Consider the following 14402-nt stretch of genomic DNA (forward strand, 5'->3'; position numbering starts at 1 on the left):
GGATCACGCCAACGTTCATCGAGGACGCCTTTGCCGTGAAAGTGGTCATTGCCGACGACGAGTCCCTCGCCCGCGAGCGCCTGCGCGCGTTGCTGGCCGAGCACCCGGGCATCGAAGTGGTCGCCGAGGCGGAGAACGGCCTGGACGCCTTGCAGGCCTGCTCGCAGCATCGCCCCGACATGGTGTTGCTCGACATCGCCATGCCCGGCGTGGACGGACTGGAGGCCGCCCGCCACCTGGCGGCGTTCGACCCGCGGCCGGCCGTGGTGTTCTGCACCGCCTACGACGAGCACGCGCTGTCGGCGTTCGAGGCTGCGGCCATCGACTACCTGATGAAGCCGATCCGCCCCGAGCGCCTGGCCGCCGCGGTCGAGCGCGCACGTACCTTCATCGCCGGACGCGAAAGCCAGCCGCCCGCCGCCTCGAACAGCCAGCCGCGCACGCACCTGTGCGCACGCCTGCGCGGCAGCCTGCGCCTGATTCCGGTGGACGAAGTGCACTACCTGCAGGCCGAGGAGAAGTACGTGGTGGTGCACCACGCGCGCGGCGAGGACCTGATCGAAGAGTCGCTGAAGTCGCTGGAAGAGGAGTTCGGCGGCCGCTTCGTGCGCATCCACCGCAATTGCCTGGTCGCGCGCCACGAACTGGTCGAGATCAAGCGCATCGGCGATGGCCATGTCCAGGCCATCCTGCGCCACGGCAAGGCCCCGTTGGAAGTGAGCCGCCGCTGCGTGGCCGGCCTGCGCGAGACGGTCAAGGCGCTCTGATCGCCGCCGCGATGGCGGCATGCGGGATAATGGCCGAATGACCATCCTGCGCATCGCCACCCGAAAGAGCCCGCTCGCCCTCTGGCAGAGCGAACACGTCGCCGACCGCCTGCGTGACGCGCATCCGGGGCTGGCGGTCGAGCTGGTGCCGATGAGCACGCGTGGCGACGAGGTGCTCGACCGCTCGCTGGCCGCGATCGGAGGCAAGGGGTTGTTCCTCAAGGAGCTCGAACTGGCGATGCTGCGCGGCGACGCCGACTGCGCCGTGCATTCGCTCAAGGACGTGCCGATGGAGCTGGAAGGGCCGTTCGCGCTGCCCGCCATCCTGGCGCGAGCGGATCACGCCGACGCTTTCGTATCGAACCTGCATGCCGGCATCGACGCGTTGCCGCACGGCTCGCGCGTGGGCACATCGTCGCTGCGGCGGCAGGCGCAGCTGCGTGCGCAGCGGCCGGACCTGGCACTGGTCGACCTGCGCGGCAACGTCAATACGCGCCTGGCCAAGCTCGACGCCGGCGAGTACGACGCGATCATCCTGGCGTGCGCCGGCCTGGAACGGCTCGGGTTCGCCGCGCGCATCCGCGCGCGCCTGGACGCGCCGCACTGGTTGCCGGCGCCGGCCCAGGGCGCGGTCGCGGTCGAGTGCCGTGCCGACGATCCCGCGATGCACGCCCTGTTCGCCGCGCTCGAAGACACCCCCACACGCATTTGCGTGGAGGCGGAGCGGGCGATGAATCGCGCCCTGCACGGCAGCTGCCATGTGCCCGTGGCGGCCTTCGCGCGGCGCGAAGGCGACGACCTGGTGCTGTCCGGGCTGGTCGGATCTGCGCAGGACGGCCAGGTCCTGCGTGCCGAGGCCCGTGGCCCGCTCGCCGATCCCGACGCGCTCGGTCGCCGCGTCGCCGCTCGGTTGCTGGAGCAGGGCGCAGGCGCGTTCCTCGCCTGAGCGTCGTGCGGCGCGCTTACTTGAAGCGGTAGACCACGTTCATGGTGGTCAGCGTGTCGGTGCGCTTGCGGTCCGGCGCCACGTCGCTGTTGTGGCGCGCCTGCCAGCCGGCTTTCAGCGCCAGGTGGGAGTTCATCGTCACCGACACGCCCAGGTCGTTCTGCGCGAAGGTGTTGTAGTCGCCCGACTCTACCAGCAGTTTGTTGACGATCTCGGTGTTCTCGCTCAGTGCGTAGCGCACGTCGATCAGGCCACGACCGATGAAACCGGCTTCCGTGCGCGCATCCAGCGTGTCGTAGGCACGGCGGTAGCCCGGCCCGACCTGCAGGTCCAGGTGCGCGCGTTCGTTCTCGATCACGCGGTTGCCGTAGCTCAGGCTGACCGACTGCTGCCGGCTGTAGGTGCCGAAATCGTCTTTCTCATGGCGCACCGAGGTGTTCAGCGTGCCGCGATCGTCCATCAGGTAGGCGCTGTTGGCGGTCACCGTGTAGCGATTGGCCGTGGTGCGCGTGTCGCGGACGGCACTGCCGTCTTCCCGCGTGCGCATGTATTCCGAGCGCGAGTGCAGGCCGAACAGGCTGCCGCTGTGGCGCCATGCGCCGCCATCGGTGTAGGTCAGGTCCAGCCGTCCGTTGAAACTCTCGTTGTTGCTGTTGCCGCTGGCGGCGGCGAAGCCGAGTTCGCCCCCGCCGGTGAGCTTGGGGGTCGGCGGAGGAGGGGCGGCGGGTGTCGGGGGGGTCTCGGGGATGGGACGGACCGCCATCGCGACCACCGGAAGCGCCATGCCCTCCTGCTTGCCGAAACCCTTGCCCGCCTTGGGCGCGTCGACCTTTTCGTTGCGGGGCAGCAGCACATCGGTCGCGTGCGCCTGCAGTACACCGCTTGCCGACAGTGCAAGGGCGAGCAGGGTAAGGGGCATCCGGGGGGGCATGGCGGATCTCGGAGAAAGGAGTGACTGAAACCGGTTACATGGTAGGCAGGGCAGACGTCGGCCACAACCCAAGTGCTTGTTCCGATTCAGGTTCGCGGCCTGGATTCTGCCACGCCCGCCGGCCTGTTCCCGGAACCCCGTCACGGTCGGCACCGGTCCCGGTATTCCCGCAGTTCCCACGCCAGCCGCCGGCGCCCCTCATCGCTGGTGTCGGTCAGCAGACCATGGACGTTGTCGTGCATGCGCGGACAGGGGTCGGTGGTGTAGTCAGGCCCGGCCAGCATCCTGCCGATCGCCTGCAATGTCCTGTGCGGCGATGGTGGCTCGCGCATGTGGAAGCGGCCGCCGGAAGCGCCGCCAGGTAGCCTCGGAACACGGCTGGCCATCAGTCCGGGCTGGAAATCGGTCGCCGGCGCGCTTTCCGCCGCCCAGGCGGCGCCTTGCGCCAGATAGTCGGGTGTCGATGCGGAGATCGCCACATCCGGAGGCCGCTGCGTGGCATCCAGCGACCTCGCCACGCGATCCAGGTCAGGTGATGGTACGGAAGGATCGGCCGAGGGCGCAGGCGTCGCACGCGCATCGGGCGGCGAGGTCGGCAGGGCGGGCCGTGAGTGTTCGATCCACCGCACTCGCAGCACGGGTGACGGGGAACTCTTCCCGACAAGCCACCCCGGGGGGCGTACCAGTACCCACGTCACCGCTCCATGGATCAGCACCACGATCACGGCCGCCACGGCGCGGCTCCGGCCTTCTGCTGACATCCTGTCACCCCCGCATCGCGTTGGCGGAGTCTGTGGCATCCAAAATGAACTGCCAGTTATCCGCTCGGCACGCGACCCGACGGGAGGCGGTGTCGACACAGTGGCGACGAAGCGTGGTGTATCCCACCGCGACAGCGCCTTCGGTCCGTGCGTTGAGGGTGCCGCGACGGCGAGGACACGCCGCATCACCAGGCACCGCACGGGCCGAAGCCGCCGCCGGCGTTCGCCCCTTCACCGTCTCCAACGGCAGGCAGGCGACGAAAACGGCCACCCGTCGGTGATAATCCTCGAACGCCCCCTGCCGTGCCGACCATGGACAAGATCGAACGCATCACCGCCCTTCACCGCATCCTGAAGGCCGCGCGCTATCCGGTCACCGTGAAGCGGCTGCAGGAGGAACTGGGTTGCTCGCGCGCCACGGCGTATCGCGACCTGGCGTACCTGCGCGATGCGTTGATGGCGCCGATCGAGGGCGACGGCGAAGCGGGTTTCCGTTACCACGCGGCCGAAAGCGAACGCTTCGAGCTGCCTGGCCTGTGGCTGAGTTCGGAAGAGCTGTATGCCCTGCTCGCCGCGCAGCAGCTGCTGGTGCGCACGGGCGGCGGCGTGCTGTCCGGTGCGCTGGCGCCGCTGCAGAAGCGCATCGAGGGGCTGCTGGCCGACCACGCCGGCGTCGACCAGTGGCCGGTCGACCGCGTGCGCGTCATCCCGCATCGCGGCCGCACGCTGGACGAAGCCAGCTTCCGCACCGTCGCCTCGGCCGTGCTGGAGCGCAAGCAGCTGCACTTCGAATACCGGGCACGCTCCACCGACGAGCGCACGCGCCGCACGGTGTCGCCGCAGCGCATCACCCACTACCGCGACAACTGGTACCTGGATGCGTGGGACCATGAGCGCAACGCGCTGCGCAGCTTCGCGGTGGACCGCGTGGGCAACGCGAGGATGGTCGATGAACCCGCCCGTGACCTTCCCAACGACGAACTCAACCAGCACCTGGCGTCGAGCTACGGCATCTTCTCCGGCGAACCGAAAGGCTGGGCGACGATCCTGTTCAGTGCCAAGGCCGCGCGCTGGGTTGCCGACGAGCAGTGGCACTCGAAGCAACAGGGCCGGCACCTGCCGGATGGCCGTTACGAACTGAAGATCCCCTACAGCGTCTCTCGCGAGCTGCTGATGGACATCCTGCATTACGGCGCCGATGCCGAGATCGTCGAGCCTGCCGTGCTGCGCGAGCAGGCGAAGGCACTGCTGGAGCTGGCCCTGTCGAACTACGAGAAGAAGTAACGCCGCAGGTGATACGCGCGTGGGAGCGAAGCAAGTCGCGACCACCTTCGGGACGGGCTGAAAAACTTCGCGACTTGCGTTGCTCGCACGTGAGCGGTTTCCCCCGATCCGCTCGTCACGGCTCCTTGGGCGCTCCGAACCCCGGCGTCCCCACCTGATCCGGCACCTGCGGCACGCGTACCAGCTGGCGCGCATTGATGCCATGGTCACGCGCTTTCCTGACCAGCTCCTGGTAGGTGGCATCATCCATGGTGGCGTCCCGCGCGAGGATCCAGCCCATGTCGCGGCCAGGATAGTCCGCCATCACCCAGGAATAGTCCGGCGCCACCTCGACGATGCGCCACTTGGCCGGCACGACGCCGACGAACCAGAGGGTCCATTCGCGGTTGCCGCTGTCTTTCTTCACCGATGCACGTGCATCGCGCTGTTGCTCGGGCGCGTCGAAGCTTTCCCGGTAGTGGTAGGCCACGGCGACCTTGTCCGTGTCGCGCAGTGCGTACTCGTACCGCGCCGCCACGTGGCCACGCTCGGCAAAGTACGGGATGTGCGCGATCACGCGCCACGTACCCATGAGGCGCGGCAGGTCGATGGCCGCGGGATCCTCCCTGACTGCGCCACGATGCCCGCAACCGGCGACCACGAAGAGCAGGCACGCGGACAGGACGAAGCGGGCGGCACGGGAAAACAAAAGCATGGGCATGTGGAACTCCGTTCTCCCCGTCATACGGACACGCTAGCCATCAGGATGCGACGGAGATGTTAACCGCTGATGTCGCAACGCGTGAGATGGACCTGCGCGACTGTGACGTCCAGCCGACATCACGTCACAGGAGTTCATCGCCATGTCCTTCGTTTCCTCCGTCTCTTCCGTCGCGGCATCGTCCGACCGTCCCGATGCGACGCTGGATCGCATGCTGCGCAGGCTGGTCCTGACCGGCGTGGCGCTGGTACTGCTGCTGCCGCTGGCGCGCGCCAGCACCGACGCGCTGGGTTGGCTGCCGCTGTGGCTGGTGGGGATGCCTGCCGTGGCATGGTGGGCCCTGCACCGGTTCAGGATGCCGGGGCTTACTGCCGTCGCAGCGGCATCGCGGCGGCGTCGCGGTCCGCAGGCGCGCCGGCTGCGGTCCGCGCCGGCGCGTCTGTCCCGGGCGGCCTGACCTTCGGCAGGGGGTGGCCTCCGGGCCTTGTGCTAGCGTGACATGTTCATGAACTGCACCTCCGGAGCCACCCCTCATGCCCAGACTCACCCACGCCTGCCTGGCCGCCGGCCTCGCTGTAGCGGGCGCCCTGTCCGCCCCCGCGCACGCCAAGGAGGCTGACGTGTCCAACGACCCGTATGCCTGGCTGGAAGACGTCGAGGGCCAGAAACAGCTCGACTGGGTGAAGGGCGTCAATGCCAAGGCCGAGGCCGAGATCGCCTCGACCCCGGCCTTCAAGCAGCTGGAAGCGGACATCCGCGCCATCCTCGATTCCGACGCCAAGATCCCCGGCGTGCAGAAGATCGGCGACTACTACTACAACTTCTGGAAGGACCAACAGCACGAGCGCGGCCTGTGGCGGCGCACCACCCTGGCCGAGTACCGCAAGGCCCAGCCGCAATGGGAGACCGTGCTCGACCTGGACGCGCTGAACAAGGCCGAGGGCAAGAACTGGGTCTGGCACGGCGCCGACTGCCGCAAGCCCGACTACGCGCGCTGCCTGATCGCGCTGTCGCGCGGCGGGGCCGATGCCGACGAGACCCGCGAGTTAGACCTGACCAACAAGAAGTTCCTTGCCGACGGGTTCTACCGTCCCGAAGCCAAGGGTGCGCTGGGCTGGAAGGACGCCGACACCGTCTACGTCTACACCGACTTCGGTGCGGGCAGCATGACCAGCTCGGGCTACCCGCGCATCGTAAAGGAGTGGAAGCGCGGCACGCCGCTGGACAGCGCGAAGGTCGTCTACGAAGGCAAGCCGGACGACATGTACATCGCCGCGTACCACGACGACACGCCGGGCTTCCAGCGCGATTTCGTCAGCCGCACGCTGGCGTTCTACAACGACGAGCTCTACCTCCGTCGCGCCGATGGCACGCTGGCCAAGGTCGACGCGCCGAATTCCGCCAACAAGGGCGTGTTCCGCGAGTGGCTGACGCTGGAACTGCGCGAGCCGTGGACCGTCGGTGGCAAGACCTATGCGGCAGGCTCGCTGCTGGCGGCGAAGTTCGACGACTTCATGGCCGGCAAGCGCACGTTCGACGTGCTCTTCGAACCGACCCCGACGACCTCGCTCGCCGGCATGTCGGTCACCAGGAACCACGTGGTGCTGAACGTGCTGGACGACGTCAAGAACAAGCTCAGCATCCTGACGCCGTCGGCGACGGGCTGGAAGACCAGCGCCTTCACCGGCGCGCCGGGCTTCGGCACCATCAGTGTCAGTGCGGTCGACAGCGACGACAGCGATGCGGTGTGGATGACCGTCACCGACTACCTGACCCCGACCACGCTGTCGCTGGTCGAACTGGGCCAGCAGCCGGAACAGCTGAAGTCGATGCCGGCCTTCTTCGATGCCTCGGGCAAGAAGATCGAACAGCATTTCGCCACGTCCAAGGACGGCACCAAGATTCCGTACTTCCTCGTGCGCCCGGACAACCTGAAGTACGACGGCAGCACGCCGACGCTGCTGTACGGTTACGGCGGCTTCGAGATCTCGATGACCCCGGGTTACTCCGGCGGCGTCGGCAAGGGCTGGCTGGAGAAGGGCGGCGTGTACGCGGTCGCCAACATCCGTGGCGGTGGCGAGTACGGTCCGCGCTGGCACCAGGCGGCGCTGAAGGCCAATCGCCACAAGGCCTATGAAGACTTCGCGGCGGTCGCGCAGGACCTGATCGCCCGCAAGATCACCTCGCCGAAGCACCTGGGCATCCAGGGCGGCAGCAACGGCGGCCTGCTGACCGGCAACATGCTCACGCAATACCCGGAACTGTTCGGTGCGGTGGTGGTGCAGGTCCCGCTGCTGGACATGAAGCGCTACAGCCACCTGCTGGCCGGTGCGTCGTGGATGGCCGAGTACGGCAATCCCGACACGTCCGACTGGGAGTTCATCAAGACCTTCTCGCCGTACCACCTGTTCGACGCGAAGAAGGACTATCCGCCCACCCTGTTCATGACCTCGACGCGCGATGACCGCGTGCATCCCGGCCATGCCCGCAAGATGGCGGCCATGATGCTGGACGCCGGCAAGGACGTGCGCTACTACGAAAACATCGAGGGTGGCCATGGCGGCGCGGCGAACAACGCCCAGGCCGCGCACATGAGCGCGTTGGCCTACACCTTCCTCTGGCAACAGCTGTCCAAGTAAGTGCCTGGCGCCCCTCCCTCGCGGAGGGGCGCTGCCATTGCAACCCGCAATCCCGGACCCCATCCATGAAGCCGACTTCCTTCCTGCTTGCCGCGACCGTCCTGATGAGCACACCGATCACCTCCGCGCTTGGCGCCAGCGCCACCCCGCCCGACGTGGCCAAGAAGCCGCACGTGGTGAAGGCGCCCCACGGTGCCGAGCGCAACGACGAGTACTACTGGCTGCGCGACGACAAGCGCGAGAACAAGGAGATGTTGGCGTACCTCAACGCCGAGAACGCCTACACCGACGCGGTGATGGCGCCGTTGAAGCCGCTGGAGGACAAGCTGTACAACGAGGTCGTCGCCCGCATCAAGCAGGACGATGCGAGCGTGCCTTACCGCGAGCGCGGCTGGTGGTATTACGCGCGCTTCGTGACCGGCAAGGACTATCCGGTGCATGCGCGCCGCAAGGACGCCCCGGGCATGGATGCGGTCTCCATCCAGAAGGCCAACGAGGCCGGCGATTTCGCCGGCGAGCAGGTGCTGCTGGACGTCAACGCGCTGGGCGCCGGCAAGGACTACTACAACGTCGGCGACTACGAGGTCAGCCAGGACAACCGCCTGCTCGCCTACGCCGACGATACCAATGGCCGCCGCCAGTACACGATCCGCTTCAAGAACCTGGACACCGGTGAACTCCTGCCGGATACGGTCACCAACGCCGAACCGAACCTGGTGTGGTCGGACGACGGCCGCACGCTGTTCTACGTCGACAAGGACCCCGAGACCCTGCTCAGCAAACGGGTGAAGTCGCATGTGCTCGGCACGCCGGCCAGCCAGGACACGCTGGTCTACGAAGAAGAAGACGACAGCTTCTACATGGGCATCGGCCGCAGCCGCGACGACAAGTTCATCTGCATCAGCGTCGAGAGTACCGTGTCGTCCGAGATGCGCTGCACGCCGGCCGCGAGCCCGGGCGTGTTCACCGTGCTGGCCCCGCGCGAGCGCGATGTGGAATACCAGGCCGACCACCTCGGCGACCGTTGGGTTATCCGCACGAATGCCGATGGCGCGACCAACTTCAAGATCGTGACCGCGCCGACCGATTCGACCTCGGGCAAGGACTGGAAGGACTGGATCGCGCACCGCAGTGACGTGTTCGTCGAGGGCTTCGAACTGTTCGACGGTTTCAGCGTGGTGGCCGAACGCGCCAACGCGCTGGAGAGCCTGCGCGTGATCAAGGCCGATGGCAGCAGCGACTACGTCAAGGCCGACGAGCCGGCGTACTCGATGGGGCTGTCGGCCAATCCGGAAACCGGCACCGACTGGCTGCGTTACAGCTACACGTCGATGACCACGCCGGCGACGACCTACGAGATCAACACCAAGACCGGCGAGCGCCGCCAGCTGAAGCAGCAGCCCGTGCCCGGCTACGACGCCTCGAAGTACGTGACCGAGCGCGTGTGGGCACCGGCCCGCGACGGCAAGACGAAAATCCCGGTGACGCTGGTGTACCGCAAGGACGTCGCCCGCGACGGCAAGGCGCCGATGCTGCAGTACGCCTACGGCAGCTATGGCGCGTCGATGGACCCGAACTTCAGCATCACCAACGTCAGCCTGCTGGACCGGGGCGTGGTCTACGCGCTTGCCCATATCCGCGGCGGCCAGGAAATGGGCCGCGCGTGGTACGACGACGGCAAGCTCTACAACAAGGTCAACACCTTCACCGATTTCATCGATGTCACCGACTACCTGGTGAAGGAAGGCTATGCCGCCAAGGATCGCGTGGCCGCGATGGGTGGCAGCGCCGGCGGCCTGCTGATGGGCGCGGTGTCGAACATGGCGCCCGAGAAGTACAAGGTCATCCTGACCCTAGTGCCGTTCGTCGACGTCGTCACGACGATGCTGGACCCCACCATTCCGCTGACCACCAATGAGTACGACGAGTGGGGCAATCCGGAAGAGAAGGGCTACTACGACTACATCCTCACGTATTCGCCCTACGACAACCTGCAGGCCAAGGCCTATCCGGCGATGTTCGTCGGCACCGGCCTGTGGGATTCGCAGGTGCAGTACTGGGAGCCGGCCAAGTACGTCGCCCGCCTGCGCGACCTGAACACCAGCAAGAATACGGTCGTGTTCCGCACCAACATGGAAGCCGGCCACGGCGGCAAGTCCGGCCGTTTCCGCCAGTATCGCGAGCGCGCGGAGATGTACGCCTTCATGCTCGACCAGCTGGGCGTGGCGTCGAGGTAAGCCGCCATGCGAGCACGAAGAAAGCCGGGGCAACCCGGCTTTTTTCTTTTTCACGGCCAGCCGATGAGCGGCGCTCCAGTGTTGCGGCCCTCCCGCCGATAACCCGGGGAGAACAGCAGCGGAACGGAGAGGTGGGCCATGGCGAGGTGGGGCGCGGTCGTCCGCTGCGCGCACGTCGTGTTCGCGCCATCGGCGGCGGATTTGGGGTACAAGGGCGCGGTGCCCGATACGTCTTCCCCCAGACCCCGCGATATGCCCGATCCCAGGCCCGCCCGGTTCCGCTGGGCGTGGTGGCTGCTGGCGTACGCCAGCCTGGGCATGGGCATCCTCGGCGTGTTCGTGCCCGGGTTGCCGACGACGGTGTTCATCCTGATCGCGGCCTATGCGGCCTCGCGCGGTTCGGACCGGTTGCATCGTTACCTGGTCACGCACCCGCGTTTCGGCCCGATGATCCACGACTGGCACCTGCATCGCGCGGTGTCGCGGCGCGCCAAGTGGGCGGCGACGTGGGCGATGCTCGCCTGTGCCGCCCTCCTGGTCACGCTGATGCTGTGGACCGGATCGCACCGGTGGTGGATGGTCGCGCTTCCCCTTGCGTGCATGGCCACGGTCGATGCATGGCTGTGGCGGCGTCCCGAGCCGCCAAGCCCCGACTGAGCGCCCACCGCATTCATCGGGCTGTGGCTATACTCGCGCCATGAACCGGAATGCCCGCCTTGTCCTTGCCGCCGCCGTGATGGCGGTCCTCTCCGCCTGCGGTGCCAAGGGCCCGCTGTTCATGCCGGAGAAGCCGGTCGAAGAAGCGCCCGTGGCCCCCGCCGACGCCGTGCAGCCTGCGACCGATGGCGTCCCCGCCGACCCGCCGATCGACCCCGCGACGGTGCCCGCCACCGACGGGAATGGCTGAGTCGACGCACGCGCGGAGCACGTCGATGCGTTTCACCAAGATGCATGGGGCCGGCAACGACTTCGTCGTGCTGGACCTGCGCCACGGCCTGCCGCCCCCGGATGCCGCGCTGGCCGCATCGCTCGCCGATCGTCACCGCGGCGTGGGCTGCGACCAGATCCTGACCATCGAACCCCCTCGCAGCGCCGGCGCGGTCGCGGCCTACCGCATCTGGAATGCGGACGGCTCGCCTTCCCAGCAATGCGGCAACGGGGCGCGCTGCGTGGCGGCATGGCTGGTGCGCGATGGCGCTGCAGGTGACGTGGTCTTCCAGGTCGACAGCCCCGTGGCAGCGCACGAGGTGGAGCGCCTCGCCGATGATCGCTATGCGGTTGCAATGGGCGTCCCCGAGTTCGTGCCGGCGCGCATTCCCCTCCGCGGCTTCGACGACGCGCGCGCCGAGTACGACGCGGATGTGGACGAAGGCGTGCGGCTGCGCTTCGGCGCGGTGTCGATGGGCAACCCGCACGCGGTGATCGAGGTCCCGTCCGTCGATGCCGCCCCGGTGCTGCACTACGGCCCCTTGCTGCAACGCTCGTGGCACCTCCCGGAATCGGTCAACGTCGGGTTCGCCGAAGTGGTCGGGCGCGACCGCGTTCGCCTGCGCGTCTACGAGCGCGGCGTCGGCGAAACGCTCGCCTGCGGCAGCGGCGCCTGTGCGGCCGCGGCCGTGCTGATCCGTCGAGGTCGCGTGGATCGCGACGTCGCCATCGTGCTGCCGGGTGGCGAGCTCCGCATCCGCTGGCCGTCCGACGACGCGCAGGTCATCATGTCCGGGCCGGCGGCATTCGTATTCGAAGGGGAATGGAAAGCATGAGCGAGACACTCGAAAAACTGGGCGCCCACGAGGTCGCAGCGTGGCTGCGTCGCCACCCGACTTTCCTGAAGCAGTTCCCCGACCTCGCGCTGAGCATGGTGGTACCGCGCGACGAAGGCCCCACGGCGTCGCTGGCCAGCTATCAGCTGGAAGTCTTGCGCGACAAGAACCGCGAGTTGTCCAAGCGCCTCGGCGACCTGTTCGCCAATGCACAGGAAAACGAGCGCCTGGCCGTGCGCACGCACCAGCTGGCGCTCACGCTCATGAAACAGAACACCGCGGCCGACACCGTGCGCGCGATGGCGGCGTCGCTGGCCGAAGACTTCAACGGCGACCGCGTCAGCATCGTGCTGCTGCAGCCAGTGGCCGGGCTGGACGAAGGCGAGTGGCTGCAGGTCATCCCGGCCGACAACCCGCACATGGCCCCTTTCCGCGACTGCCTGCGCGACGGCGAGCCGATCTGCGGGCGCCTGCAACCTGAGAAGCATGTGCTGCTGTATGGCGCGCGCGCGGAAGAAGTGGCGTCCTCGGCGCTGCTGCCCTTGCCCGGCATCGGCCTGGTCGCCGTCGGCAGCCGCGATGGCAATCGTTTCTACCCCGGCATGGGCACGCTGTTCCTGCGCATGATGGGCGAGACGCTGGTGACGGCGCTGAAGCGGTTCGATGGTTGAGCGCGCGCTGACGCCCGTTGCGGGAATGACGGACCACCGGAATGTACGCAGTCGCCGACTTCCTTGCCCATCTCGAGGTCGAGCGCCGCGTCTCCGCGCATACGCTGGACGCGTACCGGCGTGACCTCGCCGCGTTGACGGAATGGGCGCAGGCCCAGGGCATCGTCCACCTCGTTGAGGTACATGCGGAGCAGCTGCGCACGTTCGTCGCTAGCGAGCACCGTCGTGGGTTGTCGCCGAAAAGCCTGCAGCGGCGGCTCTCGGCGTGTCGCAGCTACTACCAGTGGCTGTTGAAACATGGCCGCGTGGCCGCGAGTCCCGCCGCAGCGCTGCGCGCGCCCAAGGCGCCGCGCAAGCTGCCGCAGGTGCTCGATGCCGACGAGGCCGTCCGGTTGGTCGAAGTGCCGACCGATGCGCCCCTGGGCAAGCGCGACCGCGCACTGCTCGAACTCTTCTATTCGTCCGGCTTGCGCCTGAGCGAGCTGTGCGCCCTGCGGTGGCGCGACCTGGACATGGCCGGTGGCATGGTCACCGTGCTGGGCAAGGGCAGCAAGGAGCGCAAGGTGCCGGTCGGCTCGCATGCGCGCAACGCGCTGGCCGAATGGCGACAGGAACGACCGTCCGGCAACGAGGGCTTCGTCTTTCCCGGCCGTGCCGATGGTCCCCTTTCGCAACGCGCCGTGCAGATCCGCATCAAGCAGCTGGCGCAGCGGCAAGGCCTGTTCAAGCACGTGCACCCGCACATGCTGCGACACAGTTTCGCCAGCCACATCCTCGAATCCTCGGGCGACCTGCGCGGCGTGCAGGAGCTGCTGGGCCACGCCGACATCGCGACCACGCAGATCTACACGCACCTGGACTTCCAGCACCTGGCCAAGGTCTACGACGCCGCGCATCCGCGGGCCAAGCGCAAGAAATAGGGAAGCCGTAGAGCCGTAGGCCGGGATGAAGCAACGCGAAATCCCAGCGTTGTAAGCGATCTGGCTCTGGCGCGCTGGGATTACGCGTTGCTTCATCCCAGCCTACTGCCGGCCGCTTCAAGTCCATATCGTGGACCCAAAGGTCATGCTTGAACCGCGGAGCGGCGTCCCCACTTCTGGTGGAACACCCCGGAGGCCTCCATGGACCCCAGCCAGAATCCGAACGTCTTCCACGCCACCACCATCCTGTCCGTGCGCCGCAATGGGCATGTCGCCGTCGCGGGCGATGGCCAGGTGACGCTGGGCCACACGGTCATGAAAGGCAATGCGCGCAAGGTGCGCCGGCTCGGTCGCGATGGCCAGGTGCTGGCGGGTTTCGCCGGCGCCGCGGCGGACGCGTTCACGCTGTTCGAACTGTTCGAGGCCAAGCTGGAGAAGCACGGCCAGCTGACACGCGCGGCCGTGGAATTGGCGAAGGACTGGCGCACCGAGCGCCGCCTGGGCAAGCTCGAAGCGCTGCTCGCCGTCGCCGACAAGGAAACCTCGCTGATCATCAGTGGCACCGGCGACGTCATCGAGCCGGAGGACGGCATCATCGCCATCGGCTCGGGCGGTTCCTACGCGTTGTCCGCCGCGCGCGCGCTGCTCGCCCACACCGAGCTCGATGCGAAGTCCATCGCCGTCGAGTCGCTGAACATCGCTGGCGACATCTGCATCTACACCAACCGCAACGTGGTGGTCGAAGAGCTCTGAGCTCCGACGCCCGCTCGCATCCCAACGACT

Annotated in this window: 15 protein-coding genes; 12 read left to right on the forward strand and 3 right to left on the reverse strand. The window is 67.6% G+C overall.

What is annotated here, in order from left to right; genetic code table 11:
• Positions 1 to 35 precede the first annotated feature (35 nt).
• Entirely contained in the window at positions 36 to 767 is a 732-nt protein-coding gene (locus tag Q0907_RS10455) for a LytTR family DNA-binding domain-containing protein (protein ID WP_296279224.1), read from the forward strand.
• Positions 768 to 804: 37 nt separating this feature from the next.
• Positions 805 to 1713 (forward strand): hydroxymethylbilane synthase, encoded by a 909-nt coding sequence (hemC, locus tag Q0907_RS10460; RefSeq protein ID WP_299344290.1) that lies wholly within the window; start codon positions 805 to 807, stop codon positions 1711 to 1713.
• Positions 1714 to 1729: 16 nt separating this feature from the next.
• On the opposite strand, the gene Q0907_RS10465 is transcribed toward hemC, so the two are convergent.
• Positions 1730 to 2632, reverse strand: a complete 903-nt coding sequence (locus tag Q0907_RS10465) for a DUF481 domain-containing protein (RefSeq protein ID WP_299344293.1) — start codon at positions 2630 to 2632, stop codon at positions 1730 to 1732.
• A 152-nt stretch (positions 2633 to 2784) separates the two neighbouring features.
• Positions 2785 to 3378, reverse strand: a complete 594-nt coding sequence (locus tag Q0907_RS10470; RefSeq protein ID WP_299344296.1) for a hypothetical protein — start codon at positions 3376 to 3378, stop codon at positions 2785 to 2787.
• Between the two features lie 339 nt (positions 3379 to 3717).
• Between Q0907_RS10470 and Q0907_RS10475 the strand changes: the two genes are divergently transcribed.
• Positions 3718 to 4689, forward strand: a complete 972-nt coding sequence (locus tag Q0907_RS10475) for a YafY family protein (protein ID WP_296279228.1) — start codon at positions 3718 to 3720, stop codon at positions 4687 to 4689.
• A gap of 115 nt (positions 4690 to 4804) precedes the next feature.
• Here the strand turns inward: Q0907_RS10475 and Q0907_RS10480 are convergent, their stop codons facing one another.
• On the reverse strand, positions 4805 to 5389 hold the full coding sequence (locus tag Q0907_RS10480) for a lipocalin family protein (protein ID WP_299344299.1): 585 nt from the start codon (positions 5387 to 5389) through the stop codon (positions 4805 to 4807).
• A 142-nt stretch (positions 5390 to 5531) separates the two neighbouring features.
• On the opposite strand from Q0907_RS10480, the gene Q0907_RS10485 reads away from it, so the two are divergent.
• From Q0907_RS10485 to hslV, 9 genes are all read left to right on the forward strand, one after another.
• Positions 5532 to 5846: a hypothetical protein gene (locus Q0907_RS10485; protein ID WP_299344302.1), complete on the forward strand. Its 315-nt coding sequence runs from the start codon at positions 5532 to 5534 to the stop codon at positions 5844 to 5846.
• Between the two features lie 76 nt (positions 5847 to 5922).
• On the forward strand, positions 5923 to 8028 hold the full coding sequence (locus Q0907_RS10490) for a prolyl oligopeptidase family serine peptidase (protein ID WP_299344304.1): 2106 nt from the start codon (positions 5923 to 5925) through the stop codon (positions 8026 to 8028).
• 65 nt (positions 8029 to 8093) lie between these two features.
• A complete protein-coding gene (locus Q0907_RS10495; RefSeq protein WP_299344306.1) occupies positions 8094 to 10265 on the forward strand; it encodes a S9 family peptidase in 2172 nt (723 codons plus the stop codon).
• A 252-nt stretch (positions 10266 to 10517) separates the two neighbouring features.
• Positions 10518 to 10922, forward strand: coding sequence for a YbaN family protein (locus Q0907_RS10500; RefSeq protein ID WP_299344309.1), 405 nt, complete (start codon positions 10518 to 10520; stop codon positions 10920 to 10922).
• A gap of 40 nt (positions 10923 to 10962) precedes the next feature.
• The gene (locus tag Q0907_RS10505; RefSeq protein ID WP_299344312.1) at positions 10963 to 11172 is read left to right on the forward strand and encodes a lipoprotein; all 210 of its coding nucleotides are present in this window, start codon (positions 10963 to 10965) and stop codon (positions 11170 to 11172) included.
• Between the two features lie 25 nt (positions 11173 to 11197).
• Positions 11198 to 12028, forward strand: coding sequence for a diaminopimelate epimerase (gene dapF / locus Q0907_RS10510; protein WP_299344314.1), 831 nt, complete (start codon positions 11198 to 11200; stop codon positions 12026 to 12028).
• Complete coding sequence (locus Q0907_RS10515; RefSeq protein ID WP_299344317.1) at positions 12025 to 12699, forward strand: DUF484 family protein; 675 nt, start codon at positions 12025 to 12027, stop codon at positions 12697 to 12699. Before dapF ends, Q0907_RS10515 begins: the two co-directional genes overlap by 4 nt.
• 41 nt (positions 12700 to 12740) lie before the next feature.
• Positions 12741 to 13619 carry a tyrosine recombinase XerC gene (gene xerC / locus Q0907_RS10520; protein ID WP_299344320.1) on the forward strand — a complete coding sequence of 293 codons (879 nt, stop codon included), beginning with the start codon at positions 12741 to 12743 and terminating at the stop codon, positions 13617 to 13619.
• A 201-nt stretch (positions 13620 to 13820) separates the two neighbouring features.
• Complete coding sequence (hslV, locus tag Q0907_RS10525) at positions 13821 to 14372, forward strand: ATP-dependent protease subunit HslV (protein WP_056879246.1); 552 nt, start codon at positions 13821 to 13823, stop codon at positions 14370 to 14372.
• Positions 14373 to 14402: the final 30 nt, after the last annotated feature.

The sequence above is a fragment of the uncultured Pseudoxanthomonas sp. genome, from assembly GCF_947498795.1.
GTDB lineage: Bacteria > Pseudomonadota > Gammaproteobacteria > Xanthomonadales > Xanthomonadaceae > Pseudoxanthomonas_A.

Bases quoted from the DNA above. Each gene is read 5' to 3' on its own strand.
- Q0907_RS10465 (WP_299344293.1), bottom strand. From the start codon at position 2,632: ATGCCCCTTACCCTGCTCGCCCTTGCACTGTCGGCAAGCGGTGTACTG.
- Q0907_RS10500 (WP_299344309.1), top strand. From the start codon at position 10,518: ATGCCCGATCCCAGGCCCGCCCGGTTCCGCTGGGCGTGGTGGCTGCTG.
- Q0907_RS10505 (WP_299344312.1), top strand. From the start codon at position 10,963: ATGAACCGGAATGCCCGCCTTGTCCTTGCCGCCGCCGTGATGGCGGTC.
- Q0907_RS10490 (WP_299344304.1), top strand. From the start codon at position 5,923: ATGCCCAGACTCACCCACGCCTGCCTGGCCGCCGGCCTCGCTGTAGCG.
- hemC (WP_299344290.1), top strand. From the start codon at position 805: ATGACCATCCTGCGCATCGCCACCCGAAAGAGCCCGCTCGCCCTCTGG.
- dapF (WP_299344314.1), top strand. From the start codon at position 11,198: ATGCGTTTCACCAAGATGCATGGGGCCGGCAACGACTTCGTCGTGCTG.
- Q0907_RS10475 (WP_296279228.1), top strand. From the start codon at position 3,718: ATGGACAAGATCGAACGCATCACCGCCCTTCACCGCATCCTGAAGGCC.
- hslV (WP_056879246.1), top strand. From the start codon at position 13,821: ATGGACCCCAGCCAGAATCCGAACGTCTTCCACGCCACCACCATCCTG.
- xerC (WP_299344320.1), top strand. From the start codon at position 12,741: ATGTACGCAGTCGCCGACTTCCTTGCCCATCTCGAGGTCGAGCGCCGC.
- Q0907_RS10480 (WP_299344299.1), bottom strand. From the start codon at position 5,389: ATGCCCATGCTTTTGTTTTCCCGTGCCGCCCGCTTCGTCCTGTCCGCG.
- Q0907_RS10515 (WP_299344317.1), top strand. From the start codon at position 12,025: ATGAGCGAGACACTCGAAAAACTGGGCGCCCACGAGGTCGCAGCGTGG.
- Q0907_RS10485 (WP_299344302.1), top strand. From the start codon at position 5,532: ATGTCCTTCGTTTCCTCCGTCTCTTCCGTCGCGGCATCGTCCGACCGT.
- Q0907_RS10495 (WP_299344306.1), top strand. From the start codon at position 8,094: ATGAAGCCGACTTCCTTCCTGCTTGCCGCGACCGTCCTGATGAGCACA.